The sequence below is a fragment of the Marseilla massiliensis genome (assembly GCF_023336985.1).
GTDB lineage: Bacteria > Bacteroidota > Bacteroidia > Bacteroidales > Bacteroidaceae > Prevotella > Prevotella intestinigallinarum.
In genome coordinates, this window is sequence record NZ_JAMBLP010000014.1 from 57,239 (window position 1) to 78,153 (window position 20,915).

A 20,915-nucleotide genomic window follows, 5' to 3' on the forward strand; every position below is an offset into this window, starting at 1 on the left:
AGCTTTTTTTGCTTCTTTTGCAGCAGCAACCACAAGATTACAAGCATGAGAAAGATATTCATCGCAATGCTTGCCGCATGGTGGGCAGCATTGCAGGCGGTGGCCATACAGGCTGTGACCGACAAGATGTCGGCCTATGTGAGGGAGGCGGCAGCCATGTCGAAAACAAAGAAAAAGGCTGCTCCGGGAGACGGCCAAATGCTCATGACGGCCTTTGTGAGCATAGACACCACTGCGGCCGACAGCATACTGGCAGCCAACGGTTGCCGTGTCTACGACAGGAGTGAAGACATTTACATCGTGACCGTGCCTGTCGGCCGGCTCGAGTCGCTTGCGTCGGCTGCCTGCGTAAGGCGCATCGAGGCTTCACGACCGTGCCGCGCGTCGATGGACACCACGGCAACGCTGGTCGGGGCCACGCCAGTATACGATGGCCTGTGGCTGCCACAGGCATACACCGGCGACGGCGTTGTGGTCGGAGTGATGGACATCGGCTTTGACGTTACCCACCCTACGTTCTACGACTCCACCGCCACCAAGTACCGCATAAGCGCATTCTGGGACCAGCTTGACCCCGAGACGGACACAAGCCGCTTGCCCGTGGGGCGCGAATACAGGGGCACCGACGCCATCATTGGCAAAGGCCACTCAACCGACGGGCTGCAACAGACGCACGGCACCCACACCGCCGGCATTGCGGCTGGCAGCGGTTACGACTCGCCATACCGCGGAATGGCATACGAGAGCGACCTCTGCCTGGTGAGCAACGCCGTAAGCAACGACCTCAACCTGATTGCCCCCGACGACACATACAAGTATACATCGGCCACCGACGCGCTCGGTTTCAAGTACATCTTCGACTATGCAGCCACACGCGGGATGCCCTGCGTGGCATCGTTCAGCGAAGGCTCGGTGCCGGAATACAACCGCTCGGACAGTCTCTACAGCCGATATCTCGAACGACTGACCGGCCCGGGGCGCATCATCGTAGCCTCGGCAGGCAATGAGTCGGTCTACCTCAACTATGTAGACAAGCCTGCCGGCAGGCCCGAAGCCGGCTCCTGCCTATACAGCCAAGAAAACCAGGCCGGCTTCTTCGTCGAGGCCAACGGCCCGTTCTGCCTCAATTTCATATCCTGCGGAAGCCCCGCCAACGACACCACCACCGTTGGTTCATGGCAATGCCGGCCCGACTCCGCCACCGTGGTAAGCATCAGGCTCGGCAACGGCAGCCATGGATGCACGGCCACCATAGAGCGTTACGCCGCGGCCACGGCCACCCGCGACAGCATCTACCACGTGGCTATCGCATGCGACACGCCGCTCAGCTCTGCCGGGGTGCTGGCCGTGACGGTGAGCGGGGCCGCAACCGACGCATCGCTGCGGTGCTATTCGCCCGCGATGTTTATCAACGGCATGGCTGAGGGCGCCCCGGCCGACGCCGAAACGAGCCACAACATACACGCACCGGCATGCTTCGGGGCTGTTGTGGCCGTAGGCGCCACCATCCACCGCACGGGATTCACCAACTACCAAGGCCAATACTTCGACTACAGCCAGCCCGGCCGCAACGACGGGGTGCGCTCATACTACTCTTCTGTGGGCCCCACGATTGACGGATTGACCAAGCCCGACGCCATGACACCGGGCGACAACATCGTGTCGGCATACAGCAGCTACTATGAAGAGAGCAATCCCGAGGCATCGGACATACGCTCCGACGTGGCCCGCTTCGGCTTCAATGGGCGCACTTACGCCTGGAACTCAAACACCGGCACATCTATGGCCACCCCGGTTGTTGCCGGGGCAATAGCGCTGTGGCTGCAGGCGTGCCCACGGCTGACGCCGGCCGATGTCAAAGACGTGCTCAGCCGTACGTACCGCCGCCCGGAGGACGGGCTCGACTATCCCAACAACCAATACGGCCACGGCGAGATTGACACTCACCACGGGCTGCTCTACCTGCTCGGCATCGACGACATTGAAGGCCTGGCCACAAATTCGCCTGCTCGCCTGCGTGCAGCCATATCCCCCGAAGGAATGCTAAAGCTATGCCTCGACAAAGCCCCGGCGAGACGAATAAGCCTGCGGCTGTTCGCCATCAACGGCCAATCGGTGATGGAGCACACGCTGGATGCCGGGCAGACAAACACGTTCAGCATCGACGTATCCTCACTGCCCCACGGCATTTACGCCCTGCAGGCAAACAGCGAAGAGCCAGGCGTGAGCGGGTCGATACTTGTAAGGCGATGAGCGACGGGCCCGACGCGGCTGCCACCTCAGCCAACGGCAACGCACCATAGCCCACCGACGCCTTACCAGTAGGGCGCTGCAACTGACTTGCAAAGGCAAGTCGCCATTGCCGTCCGGCAGGCGCCAGCCAACCATCTGATTGTCAACACGTTGCAAAACATACCGTTTTGCTGCGCCAAATGAGCCATATTGCAAGCCCGAACGGGCCGTATTGGACTGTAAAACGGCCCGTTCGGGCATTGCAAAACTTGCGGACAGTACGGACATGCGGCCAGTACAAGGAAAACGCCACGCCCGTTCACCGCCCGACAACACACCCTACCCCACACGGCCGACGTAACCATTGAAACAAAAAAGCCCGGACTGAAAGCCCGGGCACGTATCAAATAAACTTGCTTACGTCAGAATGTGTACTGCAAACCGAACGAAAGATCCTCGCCGTTGAGCTCAAAGCCGAACTCAGAACCATTCTTCATGCCATCACCGTCGGGCATGATGCACTTGTAGCCTAACCATCCCACCTTTGTGATGAGGGCCAGCTTGCCAGTAAGGTTCACCTTAACACCCGGACGAATGCCAATGTAGAAGCTGCTGTTCTTGGTCTCCACAGACGCAGTCTTGCCGTTGCCCAAGTCTGTCGAAGTCTCCTGCTTGCTGGTAGCATAGCCAATCCCGCCATCAAGGAACAGGCTCGCGCGCTCCCACTTGACGAAAGTCCAACGCGCATAAGGCTCGATGGAGAAACCGTTGGTCTTGAAATCACCTTTCTTAGAGTGGTTGTAGCCCAGCCCTATGCCAACTGCCAAGTTGTCGCTGAGGTTATAACCTATCTCAGGAGTAATGTAAAACGTTGTCTTAGCATCAACATCCACGCCCTCGGCATGGGCATCCTTGCTTGAACCGATGCCGATTCCGCCTCCTACATAAACCTGTGCACTTGCTGCAACTGTTGCAACCAAAAGCGCAACCATCATCATTACTTTCTTCATAATCTAAACTATTTGTTGAATGTATAAGTGTGATGCAAAGATAAACAAGTTATTTTTATCGACAAAATTTAATTTAAATATTTTTTCATACAATATGTTTTTATTGCTTCAATTGCTTTAAGGAATGTTTAAAATGCCGGTTTTGCTTGCCCGTTTCGCGATATTTGACTAACTTTGAAAATCAATAACCGACAACAACTTATGGACAAACGTGACATGAAATGGCGCACCATAAAGAGCGACTACATCATTCGCAGACCGTGGCTGACGGCACGGCGCGACACGGTAGAACTGCCCGACGGCACCGTCAACGATGAATATTATGTTTTGGAATACCCCGACTGGATCAACGTCATCGCCATCACAGCCGAAGGAATGTTTGTGCTTGTCAGGCAATACCGCCACGGCATAGGTCAGACATGCCACGAGATAGTGGCCGGAGTGATGGAGCAGGGCGAGCAGCCCGAGGCCGCCGCACGCCGCGAACTGATGGAGGAGACGGGCTTCGGGGGCGGCACGTGGCGCGAAACAATGGTCGTCTCGCCCAATGCCAGCACCGTGACAAACGTCACCCACTGCTTCGTGGCCACCGGAGTGGAGCGCATCGAAAGCCAGCACCTTGACCCGACGGAAGACATAGAAGTATGCTTGGTTAGCCGCGAAGAGATGCGCCGCATGCTCGAACAGGGGGAAATAAAGCAAGCGCTCATGGCCGCGCCACTGTGGCGGTACTTCGCCGAAAACCCATGACAGCGCCGCCAATGCCAACGAACCACATTATTTATTATACGACAATGAACAAAAAACAACTATTCTTCGCCGTGGCAATAGCTCTGGCTGCCCCGGCAAACGCCCAGAACAAGGCGGGAGGCATATCCAAGTCAATGCTCGACGAGATACGCAGCAGCCAGAAAATGACCACAAGCGACCGCGCATTGGCCAACGCCATTGCCGCCAACTCTATCGAGACACTGGCCCGCAACCATGCCAATGCAGGCGCAATAGACACCTACTTCAGCGTTGAGACGCCCGCACAGAGCATCACCGACCAGCAACAGTCGGGCCGGTGCTGGATGTTCAGCGGCATGAACGTGCTCAGGTCGGCCTTCGCCCAGCGCACCGACTCGCTAAGGGTGGAGTTCTCGCAGGCCTATCTCTTCTTCTACGACCAGCTGGAGAAAGCCAACCTCTTCCTGCAAGGAGTGACCGACAACGCCGACAAGCCGATGGACGACACGCGCGTTCAGTTCTTCTTCAAGAACCCGATAAGCGACGGAGGCACCTTCTGCGGAGTGGCAGACCTTGCCGACAAGTACGGGCTCGTGCCGAAAGAAGTGATGCCCGAGACCTTTTCAAGCGACAACACCAGCCGCATGGCGTCTATAGTGGCCTCAAAGCTGCGCGAATACGGCCTGGAACTGCGCAAGATGGTGGCCGAAGGGAAGTCGTCCAAAGACATAGAGACAGCCAAGAAGGGCATGCTCGGCACCATATACCATATACTCTCGCTTACAATAGGCGAGCCCCCAGCCAGCTTCAGCTATGCCGTCAAGAACAAGGAAGGCCGCACGGTGGGACAGTCAAAGACATACACGCCACTCGAATTCTACAAAGAGGTGGTCGGCGGGCCCATCAACGGCACGTTCATCATGGCGATGAACGACCCGCGCAGGCCCTACTACAAGACCTACGAGGTTGAGTATGACCGCCACACATACGACGGCCACAACTGGAAATACATCAACCTGCCCATGGACGACATAGAGCAGATGGCCATAGCGTCGCTCAAAGACGGGCGCAAACTGTACAGTTCATACGACGTGGGCAAGTTCCTCGACCGCAAACGCGGCTATGCCGACCCTGCCAACTATGACTACGCATCGCTCATGGGCACCACTTTCGGCATGGACAAGGCGGCCCGCATAAGCACGTACGACAGCGGATCGACCCACGCCATGACCCTTACCGCAGTCGACCTGGACAGCAACGGCAAGGCAAAGAAATGGAAGGTGGAAAACAGCTGGGGCGCTGAGTGGAGCCAGCAAAAGGGGTATCTGATAATGTCGGACACATGGTTCCGCGAATATATGTTCCGCCTGGTGGTCAACAAGAAGTACGTTCCGGCAAAGATATTGAAGCTGAGCGAGCAAGAACCCATAATGGTAATGCCCGAAGACCCGCTCTTTGCCGAAGACAAATAAACATAAACTATGGGCAAAAAGAAACTCTTTGCACTTGCACTTATCTCCTGCGCGCTCACTGCAAGCGCGCAGGAGACAATAGAAAAGCCGCTGCCCGCGCAACCAGAGCATCGCTTGGAGGCCCAGCCCGAGGCCGTGGCGATGAGCACGACGGACAGCCTGGCACTGCCACAGCTGACAGAGCGCGGCACAATATCGCGCTACACGCTGTGGGGACCGTTCGGAGGGTGGAACGACTGGAGCCTGCACAACGGGCTTAACGCCTCATTGTCGCTGTCGGCCACGGTGGGCCTGGGCGACAACGCGGGCTCGGTTTTCGCCCAAAGCGTGGCAATGATGTACGCCACCGAACTGGCCCCAAGGCTATCGCTGGCCTTCGGCGGCTACTACTCACACTTCAACTGGGGCCCGGCCCAGTTCAACGACGCAGGCCTTACGGCCGTGCTGGGCTACCGCTTCAACGAACATTGGGAAGCGTATCTCTTCGGACAGAAGTCGATAATGACGCCGAAGATGCCCATGCCACTGTATTACATGGGCGACTTCGGCGACAAGATAGGGGCTGAAGTGCGTTACAACGTCAACCGGTCGTTCAGCATCGGGGTCAGCGTTTGGCACCAGCGGGTGCCCGACGCCCACAGATTCATGCCTACGCCACGTACTTCAGGCGCAGGCTATTGAGCACAACGCTGACGCTGCTCATGGCCATCAGCGCGCTGGCCCACATCGGCGTGATCTGGAAATCGACCACGCCATAAAGCGCCCCGGCAGCCATCGGTATGCAAACCACATTATATATGAACGCCCAAAAGAGGTTTTGGCGAATCATGCCAACCGTCTTGCGTGACAGCCTTATGGCCTCGGGTATGCGGCGCAGGTCGGTTCCCATGAGCGTCACCTGCGCAACGTCCATCGCAATGTCCGTTCCCTTGCCCATGGCAATGCTCACATCGGCGGCAGCAAGGGCCTGGCTGTCATTGATGCCGTCGCCCACCATGGCCACCTTGCGGCCCTCCGACTGCAATTTCCTTACCAAGTCTTCCTTGTCTTGCGGCATCACCTTGCTGCGATAGTGCCCTATTCCGGCCTTTGCCGCCCAGTAGGCGGCTGCCTCTTCGGTGTCGCCGCTCATCATGTATATGCTTATTCCCTCTGCCTTAAGTTCCTCGATGGCCTCGCGTGCGTGGGGTTTCAGCGTCTCGCGGCTTTCCAGCTGCGGGTCGTAGCTGTGTGCACCGGCCGACACTCGGCCACCATCCTCGCCGCCACCGCCGCCATCGCGGGTATCGGGCTGACATCCGCCATCAGATATGATGGTCAGTGTGCCGGTCTTGTCGACCACCATCGCGTCTACCTTGCGCAGGTTTTCCAGGGCCGTGGCGTCTTTTATCAGTATGCCTAGTCGGGCAGCCTTGCCTATGCCCACCATCAGGGCGGTTGGCGTGGCAAGCCCCATGGCGCACGGGCAGGCTATCACCAGCACCGAGACGGCCGAGAGAATGGCACGCGGCATCATGGCCATGCCACCCACGGCGAGCCACACCACAAGCGTAACCACGGCTATGGCCAGCACCGTCGGCACAAATATGAGCGCAATGCGGTCGACAACCCGCTGCACCGGAGCCTTGGAACCTTGGGCCTCCTGCACCATCTTTATGATGTTGGCAAGCACCGTCTTTGACCCCACGGCCTCGGCCTTGAATCGGAACAAGCCCTCGCGCACCACCGTTCCGGCCAGCACCCGCGCTCCCTTAGCCTTGGCCACGGGCTCCGGCTCGCCGCTTATCATGCTCTCGTCGATGCGTGCCTCGCCACCGACCACGGTGCCGTCGACAGGCACTTTCTCGCCTGCGCGCACCTCGACGGTGTCGCCCGGCTGCAACGCGGAAATGGGGGCGTCGGCCACAATGCCGCCGTCTACCAGGTGGGCCGTCTTCGGCGCAAGCCCCATCAGCGCCCTTATGGCCGAGGCCGTGCCCTTCTTGGCACGCTCTTCCATGAGCCTTCCCGAGAGCACAAAGGTGACAATCATCACCGAGGCGTCATAATACGTATGCCACTCTATGCCGCGCGAGCCCCAGAAAGCGTCGCCCCAGAAAGTGTTGAACACGCTGAGCAGAAACGAAACGCAGGTGCTCATGGCCACAAGGGTGTCCATGCCGGCCGATGCGTGCAGCGCCTGGCGCCATGCGGTGGCGTAGAACTGGCGCCCGCAATATACAAGGTTGAGCAGCGAGATGACCATCATCAGCTGGTTGGCGGCGTCGGTTCCGCCAACGCTCACCCACCCCATAGACAGGCACATGGTGGCCACGGCAAACAGCCACGAGGCAATCACGCGGCGGCGCAGCAACACATAGCCACGGCGTTCGATGGCCTCTACGTTGCGGTCTTCCTCAATCACCATATCATATCCAATGGCCCCAAGCTCTTCTTTCATACGTTCGAGCGTGATGCGCTGCGGGTCGTACTCAACGAGGGCGGTTCTCGAAGGCAGGTTTACGGCGGCCGAGGCCACCCCGTCGAGCGAACGCAGCTTGCGCTCTACGTTGGCCGAACACCCGGCACACATCATGCCGAGAACGGCAATTGTCTTTTTTTCCATTTCAGTCCTTTCGTTATATTGTCAATTACAGTTGCCAGCGCCATCGCCCCACGGCTTTTAGCAAAGGCAATGGGCGCGCGGCAGCTTTCTGGTTGCGAAATTAACGAAAATAAACCGTTGCCTTGTTACGGAATGATGGAAAAGAATTACAAGTTTATGGAATGCCCCCTTTGGCGGGCAAGAAGACCGACCCACAGACAGGCGGGAATGCAAAACAAATTTGACATTTGACTTGCGGCGTTGCAACAAGGGCCGTTTTGCAACTCAAAACAGGCCGAACGGCGCAACCGAACGGCCCATACGGGCCATCCAGACGGGCTGTTTTGGAAAGCGTTGCGATGTTGCCGCCAACCCACTGGGGCACAGGCTGTTGCGCCGGCGGGGCACTAACGGCAAAAAAACTTACACATTGCGGTGTGACATCATGCCCCGGCCTCAGCCTTGCTGCCCACGCCCCACATCATCGATAGCCCGCAAACCGCTTCCCTTGCTGGCCTTGAACTGCGACGGCGTCATGCCCGTGACAGCCTTGAACTGCGTGCTCAGGTAAGCGGCACTCGAATAATTGAGCTCCAATGCAATCTCGGCCAGCGACTTTTCGCCATAAAACAGCAGTTCCTTAACCCGCTCCACACGCTGCAATATGAAGTAGCGCTCGATGGTAACGCCCGTCACCTCGGAGAAAAGCTTGCTCAAAGCGCTGTAGTCGGAACCCAGGCGAGCGGACAGGTAAGCCGAGAGGTTCACGTCGGGCAGCCCGCCGCGATAATGCACCAGATGGATGATGGCCGTGCGTATGCGGTCGACAGTCTGCTCCCGAGGGTCGCCAAGCAGTTCAAAACCAAGCCTGCCGAGCGCCTCCGACAGCTCAGCGCGGAGCCCGGGGGGCAAGCTGCCGGCCACTGTAACCACCCCCAGCTCTACCGACAGGGGCCTGACGCCCATGCCCGATAGCAGGTTGGCTACCGCCATGCGGCACCTGTCGCACACCATGTTCTTTATATATAATGTAGTATCTGACATAAACAAAAAAACGCTAACGGCACACCGCAACGCCGGGCCATGCGCCGTTGTTGACTGCAAAAGTAACAAAAAGCCGCGAAAATAAAGTTGATGGCATTGCCTTTTCAAAATAAATACGTATTTTTGCCATAAAAAACCAACGGTACTATTTACGACATGAACTTTTTCAAAGCTTTATTCGGTGGCAGCGAAGAGACACCCGAACAGAAACAAAAGGCCGACGAGACCCGCAAGTTTGACATGTTCAAATACGACGGAGTGAAGGCGGCCAAGATGGGACAGCACGACTATGCAGTGAAATGCTACAAAGAAGCGCTCAAGATACGCGAAGACCTTGAGGTGCGCGACTACCTGGCGCAATCGCTCATACGCACCGGCCAGTTGGCCGAAGCCTACGAGCAGCTGGAGACTCTGGCCGCTGCCGAACCTGAAAACACAGCCATATTCATACAGATGGCGCAGGTGGCGCACATGATGGAAAACTATACGGCCATGGCGCAAGCCTGCGAACGGGCCCTGCTCATTGACAACCAGAACGCCCGGGCCCACTATCTTTACGCGCAAGCCTGCATCGGGCAGGAAGACATGATAAACGCAATAGCCATGCTTACCAAAGCCATCACGCTGAAAGACGACATGGCCGAGGCCTACCTTCTGCGCGGACAGACACTGCTGAAAATGGGCGATGCAAGCGGTGCCGACGGCGACTGCACGCATCTCTTGGCCGACTACGCCACAAATGAAGACGTGCTGATGCTCAAAGCGAGAATAGAACGGGCCAAGGGCAACGCCGACGCAGCCATCGAGGCCTACGGAAGGGTGATAGACGCCAACCCGTTCTGCATCGACGCCTTCAAGGAGCGGGGGGCGCTAAGATATGAGAAGGGCGACATGGCTGGCGCCAAGGAAGACGCACAACACTCCATGGAACTGGAACCAAAGGACATGGAAGCCGTCAACGGTGAGTATTCTGCCGAAGGCATTGAGCAAAGAACAAGGCAAGCCTACAGAAACATCAACCCGCTCGGACTGTAATACGGTCGCGCCGAAAACCGCAATGCCGCCACCGCCACCACGCCGTGGGCACCGCCATGGGCTGCCTTTGGCAAAGCATTGCCCGGCGGTTCGTCCGGCTATGACAAGCTGAAAGACGCAACCAACTGCCGCCTCACCCCTACAGTAACCTTTTGTGTATGGGGTGAGGCGGCTTCATGTATATCAAAAAACATAAGGCAACGTGGCTTGGGAGGACTGGCTGGGAAATGCCAAGGCTGTTTTTCCACACCACCGAACTGACAAAACAAAACGGCGGCACCCGGATTAAAGCCGGATGCCGCCGTACATCAGTCAATGAGGCAAGGCCGTCAGTCGACTACAAACTTCTTGTCGCCAATGATATAAACACCTTTTGCCAAGCCCTTCAATGTGTCGCCCGCCTTGCGCACGAGCACACCGCCGGTAGTGTAAACGTTGCTCTTGAGCACGCCTCCATCGGCCTCGAAACTGGCAATGCCGGTGCTGATGAGGTCGGAGTTGCCCACCTCGATGAGGTAGATGTGGCACCCAGCCGATGTAGACACGAGCACATCGACAAGCTCAGTGCCAAGGTTGAGGGGCACAGTCCACTCAAACGAAGTCTTGCCCTTGGGCTCACAGCTTCCTATCTCCTCTCCGTCTACAGAGAGCTTTACGCCACGGCCCTCGCTGCTCTTGTGCGACTCAACTTCCATCAGAATCTTCTGTCCGGGCTGAACACCGGGTATTGTAAACTGTATGTCGCTGCCGTTGAGCCACAGGTATGAGCCTCCCGAGTACGTGCCGATGCTCGTATTGGGATAGTCGATGGCTATGGCCACGGTGTTGTTGAGGCTGGTCACATTGTTGAAAAGCAGCCCTTCGGTCTCTGGTATTACAACGCCGTTGGCCTTGAGTACCGCTGGTTCGCTAATCTTGCTGCCATACCAATAGATGGTGTTCGGGGCTTTCAGTCCGTCGGTCTCGGTCGGCCCACCGTCTTTCTCATAGCGGCGCCATCCTGTTTCGGTGCCCTTCTCCGGCCAAGGCTCCGAGGTATACTGGCTTGCTTCGGCCTCAAGGTTTGTCTGCGTGGCGTCGCTCCATGCTGTGAAATCCCACTTGCGGTACTCCTGTACGTCGGGGTTCTCCTCGCCGCCCTCGCCCGGATTGGGGTTGGCCTCACCGCCAACAACACGCAGTATGCCTTCGGTATAGAGATTCGACGTGTCCCATGTCTGCCCTTCGCCGGGCGTTGCCGGCTGTATCTCGGCAAACGTACCGTTCACGCTGAGGTTGCTCGATGTGAACACATGATACTCAGTCTTGTCATACGGAGCCTCATCGATGACGCCACCGTTTATCTGAAGTATGGCGCCCTCACCCAGGTTGACCGCCCCTGCGGTATAAATGGTATTGCTCTCGGTCCGGTTTGCCTTCACATTTACGATGGCCCCGCCCTCGAGCGTGAGCGACTTGTCGAGCGTAAGACCAATGTTGCGGTCGACAACAGTGTCGCCGCCCTCTATTATGGCCCCCTCTTTCAGTGTGACAGCACCGCCCACCGTGCCTTCGCCGGCAAGCGTGGCATCGGCGTTGACGGTGTAATTGCCAGTGCCGGAGTTCTTGCCGTTGACCACGAGCGAACCTCCGTTGACCGTCGTCGTGCCCTTGTACACATTGTTGCCGTTGAGGCGCCAGATGCCAGAACCTTCCTTGACGATAGACGTGTTGGCGTCTTTGTTGGCCGAGGTCTTGTTGTCAATCACACCATTGAAGGTCTCGTCGGAGTTGGCACCGCCCACATGCCATATCATCTTGGCGTTGGTGGTGTTCTTCGACGAAGCGCTCAGATATGTGCCCTTGTCGCCGTTGAGTCCGCCAATATACTGTTCGTCGTTGGTATTCCAGCAAACCACGCGCGCATTGCCCTTGAGGTAGACCCTCGTGTTGGGCATTCCCTTGAACCCTTTCTGGAACATCAGCTGGCTGCCGTCTTTCTCGGTGCCCACTCCGTTGGCCACAAGCGTGCCGTAGAACTTTGTCCAGTCGCCCTCAAGATACTCACGAACGTAAGGTATTCTGTATTCGAGCGTGCCGGTACCGGTAACGTCGTTCTTGAGCGTTGCGTTCTTGTTGATGGCGAAAGTGGAGTATGTGCCCTCCTTGACCTCTATCGGGAACCAGTAAGTAAGGTTGAGCCCGTTGCCGTTTTCAACCTTGAAGTTGCCGCCGGCCATCACAAGCGACTGCATGACATCGGCCTCGTCGAGATACACGGCCTTGTCTGCCAATTGCTTGACATAGGTGAGATTGAGCGTGCCGCCGTCTTTGAGCACAGTGTTTCCGTTGTATTTGAAGAAGTCGGGCGATGCCGGTTCAACCGTGCCATTGCCGCTGATGGTGAGGTTTGCGTCGCCTTCAATGCTGCCAGACATGCCCACCGTAGATTCATTCTCAATGTTGAACTCTGTGTCTTTGTATATCATGGCGCTGCGGTTGGTGCTGGTCGACGGCCCGGTATAGTTCCACACGCCGCCGTCCCATATCCAGTTCTGGGCGAATTCGTACGATGCTCCGATGGCACTCTTCTCTCCTCCGTCCTTCAGGGTGTTGAAAGAGAACACCCCGTTGTGCAGCACTGTCTGGCCGGTGTAGCCGTTGAGCGTCTCGACGGTGAGCTTGCCGGCCCACGTCTTGTTGAGCGATGCCGTGCCGTCGAGCGAGCCTTCGCCTGTGATAGTCACATCGGCATCGGTGCGCACTACCACGGCCTCCTTCTCGACAGAGCCTTCAAGTGTGACCACAGAGTCTTCGGCGGGGGCTATGAGCCAGTTGTTCTCGTCGCCGACAAAGGTCTCGCAGTCGACCATCTCGACAGGCTCTGGCTTTGTCTTTGCCTCAAGCTCGGCGTAATCGGAACGCTGGTCGCCCTTGAAGGCGCACAAGCGGAACTGATATGACGTCCCGGCGGTGAGCCCATCGACAGCAAACGTCTCTGTTTCGGCTGCCACACGGGCTATCTCCTTCCACGATTCGCCATCCTTCTGCTCAACGATGAAGCCATCTTCGCCTTCGGTATAGTCAGACCAACCGATGGTGATGCCCGTTGAAGACGACTCTGTCGCGGACACCATCACAGGCGTACGGAGGAATAACGGACGGTTGTCCTTGGTCAGACTGTTCACGTAGTTCTCGATGTTGGCGTATCCGTTGGCCGCAATCTCCATGGCGTCGTCCTTCGACGGGTCTGTGCCGTTGGCCTGCTCCCAGTCGTCGGGCATGCCATCGCCGTCGGTATCAACCGGCTTGTCAAACTCCTTGAGAGCCCAAGACGACGGAACCCCGAACGGCAACTGCTCTTCGGTAGAAATCAAAGCGCCCTCCGTTCCGAACGACTTGACCTGATGAACCATATAGAAGTCTACCATGTCGCGGTATGGAAGCGTTGCACCGACATCGGGCAGCAGCTTGTCTACAAGCTCGTTGGCAGTCCAAGTGTCGAGCTCTGGGTAAGCAAACGGCTCTTCCTCAAACGTCGGTCCGCCTGTATACTCGTCACGCGGAATCTCATACGGGTCGTAAACGCCGTTGCGGTTGCGGTCCTGCCAGTTGTCGGTGGCATAGATATGGAAGTCTGAGTTGCCGCTGGTGATGGAGTTGCCCCCACCCGACGGGCCGTTGATGAACAGGTTGTTGGTGACGTTGACATACGACTGGCCCTGCGAGTCGCCTCCCATGAGGTAGCAACCGTTAGACCAGTTGTATACAATATTGTTGACATACTGCTGTATTCCCTTCACTTTGTTGTTCCGGGTTGAGTTGTCGCAATACAGATTACGGTAGAGTGTGATGTTGTCGGCCTGCATAAGTCCGCCTGCCGAGTGCTGCAGCAGACCCTGGCCCATGATGCAATTCGATATGGTTATGTCCTTCGGGTCGGTTCCTTTGCCGTCGGGATTGATGGAGAACGTCTCGTCCAATCCCCACGAAAACGAACAATGGTCGAATATCATGTTCGTTCCGTTGGCTATGCCGGCGCAGTCTTTCCCGGAGTCGCCGCCGCTGCCCATGCGGAATCTCACGTATCGCACGATGATGTTGCTGGCCCCCGAAAACGACACTCCGTTGCCATAGACGGTTATTCCCTCGCCCGGAGCAGTCTGTCCGGCCACGTAGAGATTGTTTTTGAAAACCAGACGGCTGTCAATGTTGATAACTCCCGACACGTCGAAAACGATGATTCGGTTTGGCTTGCTGATGGCATCGCGCAGCGAACCCGTGCCACTGTCGTTGAGGTTTGTAACATGGTAAACCTCGCCCGCGCGCCCTCCGGTGGCAAAACGCCCCCAGCCCTGGGCACCAGGAAAGGCCAACTGCTGAGCACTGACACTAAGGCTGCTGCCAGTAAGCAACAAGCCCAGTAACAGGTTAGTTGTCTTTGTGTTCATGAATAATATAGTTTTAAGCGAATTGATAATTGTGACAAAGGTAATGAAAAACCACGGGCCGTGAAACACCAGCATCAAAATTCAATGAAAAAAAGCATAAAACGAAGCATGCAAACAGCACCCGGCCGGGCCGTAAAAACGGCATTGAAAAGCCATGCGGCCACAAACCCGACCTCACGGCATGGCGCTTCACGAGTGGCATGGCAAGCAAACGCTGGAAGCAATGGTGACATAGCGGCGCATAAGGCAACAATACGGCCTCGACACGGGTATGTAAAGTCGTACAACCCAACAGGTTGGCAACGTCTTACAGCCGGATGCTGATAGGCCAAACACCCATCAAGCCAACATCATGCTGCCCAAGAGTGAAGGCGGAAAAAGCTTCAATGCCGTTTGCCCGACATCATCAGGCAACAAGGGCGTGGTCAAACAGCCGGGATAAACACCCCGCCCCATCGCCTGCCGGCAACAAACGGCGGGCAGGCGACGAGGCGGGCACACATCTGAAAGCTAACAGCGGTGGGCTTCAGTGGCAGGCGGCACCGATGATTTCTGCCACCGACCTGCACCCGTGGGCATCAAGCCAGCTGTCGATGCCGTCGCGCACCTTGATTGTCACCGTAGGATCGATGAAATTGGCCGTGCCTATCTGCACCGCCGTTGCCCCGGCCATGATGAACTCTATGGCGTCGGCAGCTGTCATTATGCCCCCGAGGCCGATGACCGGGATGCCCACCGCACGGGCCACCTGCCACACCATGCGCACGGCAACTGGCTTGACCGCCGGGCCGCTGAGGCCGCCGGTGCCTATGCTAAGGCGCGAGCATCGCCGCTCAATGTCGATGGACATGCCCATGAGCGTGTTGATAAGCGACACACTGTCGGCTCCCTCGGCCTCGCAGGCACGGGCAATGTCGGCCACGTCGGTGACGTTGGGCGACAGCTTGACGATGAGCGTCTTCGAATAACGGCGGCGCACTGCACGCACCACACTGGCTGCACCGGCGCACGTAACGCCGAAAGCCATTCCGCCATCATGCACATTGGGGCACGAGATGTTGAGCTCTATGGCCGGGATGCGGTCGAGGGCGTCGATGCGCGAGGCGCACTCGGCATAGTCGTCGGGCGACGAGCCGCTGACGTTGACTATCATATTGGTGTCTATATCCTTTATTTGCGGATATATATGCTCACAGAAATAATCGACGCCTTTGTTCTGCAGGCCCACGCAATTGAGCATTCCCGAAGCCGTCTCGGCCATGCGCGGATAGTCGTTTCCCTCGCGAGGCCTTAACGTGGTTCCCTTTACAATGATGCCCCCGAGGCCGTCGAGCGGAATGAAGTCGGCAAACTCGATGCCGTATCCGAACGTGCCCGAAGCGGTCATCACGGGGTTTTTCAACTCTAAGTTGTTTATCTTGACTTTCAGTTCAGCCATAACAGTTTATTGATATTAAACACCGGACCTTCCTTGCACACACACAAATTGCCCTCGGTGGTCTTCTCTACGCAACAAAGACAAGCGCCGACGCCACACGCCATCATGTTTTCAAGCGAGGCTTCGCAGTCGATGTCCGCCGCCGCGGCATAGCGGGCCACGGCCACCATCATGGGTTTCGGCCCGCAGGTCTGTATGCGGTCGAAATGCTCTGACTGCAAAACAGAATGGTTGGTGACAAAGCCCCGCTCGCCCGCCGAGCCATCCTCGGTGGTGACAAACACGCGGCCGTAACGCCGGAAATGGTCGAGCAGCAAGAGGTCGGCCGACCGGCGGGCACCCAACAAGAAGGTGGGCTCGCAACCGCAACGGCGCATCTCGGCACCCATATAAAGCAAAGGGGCGACACCGACACCGCCGCCGACAAGCAACACCCGCTCTGACGCCGACGAAGGCATGGTAAACCCGTTGCCCAACGGCAGCAGGCAATTGAGGCGGCTGCCCACCGCCAACGAGGCCATGGCGCGCGTGCCGTCGCCTATGGCAGCCACAAGCAGCCATAGCTCGTTGCGGCTGCGGTCGACGAAACTGATGGAGATAGGACGCCGAAGAAACGTCGTTGGCGAATTGTCAACGCGGACTTCGACAAACTGGCCGGGCAACATGTCCGGCAACGGCTTGTCGTCGGCAAGCCGTATGAGGACATACTTCTCATTAATCCTTTCTACGGCGCTAACCGTAAGGTCAAGAACGTACTTCTTCATGTCTGTCTTTACGGGCAGAGACTATTAATCCCCTGCCATGGTTACACTTACGGAGCTTGTCTGCCGACCCTGCCTGAAAGCGGGGGCAAAGCGGAACAATTAATAGACCCCTAACATAACTGAATGCAGTTGCGCACAACCACACTCTGAAACAGCCACGCCACAGCCATCGGGATGAGCCAAGCTGTTATCGCATTGCAAAGATACAACTTTTTAAGGACACAAAACCCTAAGACCAACGAAAAAATGAACAATGCGTCCAACGGCAGTTACTACGCCACTGCATTTGGCCAAATGCGACAGCAACCGGCAAGCGCCATTTGCCCGCAAGCAAGGCTCACGGTGCCAAAGGCCGCCGCTCGGGACATGCATATATATATAATGTGTATGGCGTCTGAGCCGGACGCCATGGCAGCAGCATGGCATGTCGGACTTGAAACGGGCCGTTTGGCATTGCGATACGGCCCTTTTCAACTTGCAAAACGGCAGATATCGCAATGCAAAACGGCCTGTTTTGCAAACCACTGGCTATCAGCCTGTTGACAGTGGCAACCCGTATGGTTGCCTTTAACAAGAGCAACGCTGGCGCAGGCGCGGGCCCGATGGCAGGCGCCGAGCGCATGGCTGTTTGCAGACATTCATTCCATCGAAACCCGGCCACGCCCCCTTGCCAAGGGCATGGCGCCAATATTGCTTGCCGGGTTGAAGCACCCGGGGCAGCAAAACGGACAATTTAACTTTAAGAGAACCGTATTAAGCAGAATTAATCACAATAAAGTGACAAGGTAGGGAAAAAATAACTATATTTGCAGCAGAGCACTTTTGTTTGATTACATATACGCTGCTGAAACGATAAAACCACAATATTTAAGCAAACATGGATATACAACACATAGCCACCTTGGTCAGAGAGACGAAGGGGATAATAACAAACAGGGAAATGGTTGCCCATGTAAGAGAGAAAGGCGTTGCCGATTACGTCACTCAAGTGGACATTACAGTACAGGAATTTCTGAAAGACGCGCTATACAAATTTGCCCCGGCCATTCAGTTCCTTGGCGAGGAAACTGGCTTGCAGCAGATGAACACCGACAGCTACTGGATTCTCGACCCTGTCGATGGCACCACAAACCTGATGCACGACTATCAGCACAGCGTGGTCTCGCTGGCTCTCTGCCAACGAAACGAGATTGTGGCAGGCATTATATACGACCCGTTTCACGAAGAACTGTTCTCGGCAGTTAAAGGCGAAGGGAGCTTCTTGAACGGCAAGCCCATTCATGTTTCATCCGCACAAAAGCTCTCGGAAACCATCATTGGCGTAGGCACAGCAAAACGTGAACAGGCAAAAGACAACTTCGCGAGGTTTCTAAGGGTATATGAAAACTCGCAGGACATCAGAAGGATTGGCTCTGCCGCCCTTGAACTGGCATACACCGCATGTGGCCGGCAAGGTGGATATTTCGAGGCATACCTGAATCCTTGGGATTATGCGGCGGGGATGCTGATTGTACAGGAAGCCGGAGGCACCGTGTCTGATTGGCGTGGCAAAAGCCTTGACCCGGCCCAAGGAAGCCAAGTGGCCGGCACAAACGGAAATGTGCACGACGAGTTGCTGAGGCTGTTGGCTTGAAACTGCCAAGGCAACAGCCTCGCTTTCTGGCCACGGCAACGCCCAGCAATGTGTTCCAAGAGGCTGCGGGCGAGAGTTGGCGGCCGCGCTTTTGGCACGGCATGCCGATGGTGACAACTACCTACCGACGCCCCGCTGAATGACAGCCTACAGAGGGCACCACCGGGAGGCGGCATGATGCGGGAATGCCGGCGGCCCCGATGGCTTGCCATACTGGACAAGGCCGCGCGCCGTGGCAATGGCCTTGCAGCGGCGCAGATACGGAAATGATTTGGCAGCCGCACTCACCGGCAGCGACGGATGCGGCTGCCACAACCAATGATGCGTGGCAGCGCCAATAACATGTAAGCCTGTCTTTCCAGCCATCATTTACTTTTCCTGCACAAACCGGCCTTTTGCAGCCAAAGCGACTCCATGATGCTGACACGCAGATAGGCCGTAGCCTTTGCCTGAGGCGTAGCGGGCAAAGCCGAGACAATGCGGCCAACAACATGCCGGCAACAAGACGCAAGCATTTGAAAAGCCGCGAACGGCAACCAAGCCACATCCCAGGCGGCCGAATGGCCGCTTGCGCTTGGATTCACTTATGGAATTTATACCGCAACCAGACCACCCCGTCATTCAACGTTTCAGCCGACAGCAGTTCGAGGCTTTGCCCCCGCGCAAGCATCGTGTCTGCCCCCATATACTCGAAGACGGATGGCGACAGAGCCCAACCGTCGATGCCCGGATATACCACAAGGCTCAGTTCGTCTATCAGCCCGAATTGCAGAAAAGCCCCATCGATGATGCCCCCGCCTTGCAACGACAGGCATTTCACCCCGAACACTTCGCCGAGTTCACGCATGGCCAGAGGCAAATCGCCACCGTCAGAGCCTGCAAACAGATACGAGACATTGCGCCGCCTGAGGTGCTCCAGATAAACAGCAGGGGCCGTCTCGGGCAAGATAGCCACGATGTTGTCGCCCCTCACGTCTGAAGAGTCATACATGATGTCGGCCTCGGGGTCGGCCACGACAAACAGACGGCCAGACAATCGGCGAGCCACGTATGCCTCGGGCCGTGGCGACGGGTCGGTAACGGCAGCGTGGAACTTCCTTGGGAAGAAGCCTTCCGTCAGTGTGTTCTTTCCAAACATCCAGGCATCGGTGCCCAGATTGCGGCCTATGGCGGCATAGACGCCAAGGAGTTCGCCTTTAGGTTTGCCGTCGAAGGGAAGCGTCCAGCGGTCGGTCAGCAGCCGACCGTCAACAGACGACATTATATAGCAGATTACTTTGGGATGCATATTGATTCTTTTTTATATGAGTTTCTTGTGTCATGCCTTCAATACATTACAGCCAAGCCCAGCAACAAACAAGCAAACGACAATACAGCTCTTTTCATATAGCCCTGCTCTTTACAAGCGAACCGCAGAACACATCGCTCATGTGCATGGCATCAAGGGCTTCGTCAATGCCTTTTATCTCCTCGGCAGAGAGACTGATGTCTGCCGCTCCGATGTTCTCCTTCAACCTGCACAGCTTGCGTGTGCCGGGAATCGGGACTATCCACGGCTTCTTGCACAACATCCAGGCAAGCGATATCTGCGCGGGTGTGGCGTGCTTCCGCTCAGCCAGCTCGTCGAGCAGAGAGAACAGGGCCTTGTTTTTCCCGAAACTGTCTTCCTGGAACTGCGGCATGGAAGCACGGTAATCGTTTGCCACATCGAAATGGTCGGTTGCAGTATAGCACCTCGAAAGCAAGCCGTTGGCAAGCGGAGAGAACGCAACGAAACCTATGCCAAGCTCTTGGAGCACAGGGAAAAGAGCCTCGTTCCACCGTGCCATCATCGAATAGCGGTTTTGTACAGCTGTCACTGGGCATACGCTGTGTGCCCGGCGCAGGTATTCAACGCTTGCTTCCGAAAGGCCCCAATGCAGAACCTTGCCTTCCTTGATCAGTTCGGCCATGACAGACGCAACCGTCTCGGGCTCTACCCGCGGGTCTGTACGGTGCTGGTAGTACAGGTCTATATGGTCGGTCTGCAGCCGTCGCAGCGACCATTCAACCGAACGGCGTATCACCTCCGGGCGCGAATCGGTGACAACAGCGTGTACACCGGGCGCAGCCAAATTCTCAAACGTGATGCCGAATTTGGTAGCTATGACGATTTTGTCACGAAAAGGCTTCAGGGCCTCACCCAACAACTCCTCATTGTCATGTGGATTGTCGACCGTTCCATACGATTCTGCCGTATCAAAAAACGTGTAACCCATATCCACCGCATCGGCAAGCAACTCGGTCATGTCGCGCCGGTCTGCCGGTGCACCGTAGGCATGGCTCATGCCCATGCACCCCAAGCCTATGGCGGACACTCTCAGTCCGCTCTGTCCTAATGTTCTGTAGTCCATATTCAGTTTGTTTGTTATGACGTTGCAAAATTACAATGGCCGGTGAAAAGCCGCTTTACAAGGATTGCGGTAAGCCATGCACTTATTTCCGTTTTTGCCTGCAACGGGCAAGAATGCACGCGTTTTTAGCCGGCCAGACAATGGTTATCGG

At 56.6% G+C, this 20,915-nt stretch carries 14 protein-coding genes; 6 read left to right on the top strand and 8 right to left on the bottom strand.

Annotated features, from left to right (window positions below; translation table 11 throughout):
* The first annotated feature begins 45 nt into the window (after positions 1 to 45).
* Entirely contained in the window at positions 46 to 2,253 is a 2,208-nt protein-coding gene (locus M3089_RS10525) for a S8 family serine peptidase (protein WP_249083969.1), read from the top strand.
* Between the two features lie 401 nt (positions 2,254 to 2,654).
* Here M3089_RS10525 and M3089_RS10530 read toward each other — a convergent pair whose 3' ends face one another.
* A complete protein-coding gene (locus M3089_RS10530) occupies positions 2,655 to 3,242 on the bottom strand; it encodes an outer membrane beta-barrel protein (RefSeq protein ID WP_249083971.1) in 588 nt (195 codons plus the stop codon).
* Between the two features lie 201 nt (positions 3,243 to 3,443).
* Between M3089_RS10530 and M3089_RS10535 the strand changes: the two genes are divergently transcribed.
* From M3089_RS10535 to M3089_RS10545, 3 genes are read left to right on the top strand one after another with little or no spacing between them, the layout of a single operon-like run.
* Entirely contained in the window at positions 3,444 to 3,992 is a 549-nt protein-coding gene (locus tag M3089_RS10535) for an NUDIX hydrolase (protein ID WP_249083976.1), read from the top strand.
* Between the two features lie 44 nt (positions 3,993 to 4,036).
* A complete protein-coding gene (locus M3089_RS10540) occupies positions 4,037 to 5,443 on the top strand; it encodes a C1 family peptidase (protein WP_249083979.1) in 1,407 nt (468 codons plus the stop codon).
* 9 nt (positions 5,444 to 5,452) lie between these two features.
* Positions 5,453 to 6,124: a hypothetical protein gene (locus tag M3089_RS10545; protein WP_249083981.1), complete on the top strand. Its 672-nt coding sequence runs from the start codon at positions 5,453 to 5,455 to the stop codon at positions 6,122 to 6,124.
* On the opposite strand, the gene M3089_RS10550 is transcribed toward M3089_RS10545, so the two are convergent.
* Together M3089_RS10550 and M3089_RS10555 are read right to left on the bottom strand one after the other, a co-directional pair.
* Positions 6,093 to 8,048 carry a heavy metal translocating P-type ATPase gene (locus M3089_RS10550; RefSeq protein ID WP_249083983.1) on the bottom strand — a complete coding sequence of 652 codons (1,956 nt, stop codon included), beginning with the start codon at positions 8,046 to 8,048 and terminating at the stop codon, positions 6,093 to 6,095. The two genes, M3089_RS10545 and M3089_RS10550, sit on opposite strands and share 32 nt — an antisense overlap.
* A gap of 435 nt (positions 8,049 to 8,483) precedes the next feature.
* Positions 8,484 to 9,071 carry a helix-turn-helix domain-containing protein gene (locus tag M3089_RS10555; protein WP_205109948.1) on the bottom strand — a complete coding sequence of 196 codons (588 nt, stop codon included), beginning with the start codon at positions 9,069 to 9,071 and terminating at the stop codon, positions 8,484 to 8,486.
* A gap of 156 nt (positions 9,072 to 9,227) precedes the next feature.
* Here M3089_RS10555 and M3089_RS10560 point away from each other — a divergent pair, with 156 nt between their 5' ends.
* Positions 9,228 to 10,106, top strand: a complete 879-nt coding sequence (locus tag M3089_RS10560) for a tetratricopeptide repeat protein (protein ID WP_249083985.1) — start codon at positions 9,228 to 9,230, stop codon at positions 10,104 to 10,106.
* A gap of 329 nt (positions 10,107 to 10,435) precedes the next feature.
* Here the strand turns inward: M3089_RS10560 and M3089_RS10565 are convergent, their stop codons facing one another.
* The 3 genes from M3089_RS10565 to M3089_RS10575 form a co-directional block, all read right to left on the bottom strand.
* Complete coding sequence (locus M3089_RS10565; protein WP_249083988.1) at positions 10,436 to 14,536, bottom strand: autotransporter-associated beta strand repeat-containing protein; 4,101 nt, start codon at positions 14,534 to 14,536, stop codon at positions 10,436 to 10,438.
* Positions 14,537 to 15,062: 526 nt separating this feature from the next.
* A complete protein-coding gene (locus M3089_RS10570) occupies positions 15,063 to 15,974 on the bottom strand; it encodes a dihydroorotate dehydrogenase (protein ID WP_205109959.1) in 912 nt (303 codons plus the stop codon).
* Complete coding sequence (locus tag M3089_RS10575) at positions 15,962 to 16,738, bottom strand: dihydroorotate dehydrogenase electron transfer subunit (protein ID WP_249083990.1); 777 nt, start codon at positions 16,736 to 16,738, stop codon at positions 15,962 to 15,964. The genes M3089_RS10570 and M3089_RS10575 overlap by 13 nt, the downstream gene beginning before the upstream one ends.
* Positions 16,739 to 17,615: 877 nt before the next feature.
* Between M3089_RS10575 and M3089_RS10580 the strand changes: the two genes are divergently transcribed.
* Positions 17,616 to 18,371 (top strand): inositol monophosphatase family protein, encoded by a 756-nt coding sequence (locus M3089_RS10580; protein WP_249083992.1) that lies wholly within the window; start codon positions 17,616 to 17,618, stop codon positions 18,369 to 18,371.
* Positions 18,372 to 18,951: 580 nt separating this feature from the next.
* Here M3089_RS10580 and M3089_RS10585 read toward each other — a convergent pair.
* Together M3089_RS10585 and M3089_RS10590 are read right to left on the bottom strand one after the other, a co-directional pair.
* Positions 18,952 to 19,659, bottom strand: coding sequence for a dihydrofolate reductase family protein (locus M3089_RS10585; protein WP_249083994.1), 708 nt, complete (start codon positions 19,657 to 19,659; stop codon positions 18,952 to 18,954).
* 94 nt (positions 19,660 to 19,753) lie between these two features.
* Positions 19,754 to 20,764 (bottom strand): aldo/keto reductase, encoded by a 1,011-nt coding sequence (locus M3089_RS10590; RefSeq protein ID WP_249083996.1) that lies wholly within the window; start codon positions 20,762 to 20,764, stop codon positions 19,754 to 19,756.
* Positions 20,765 to 20,915 lie beyond the last annotated feature (151 nt).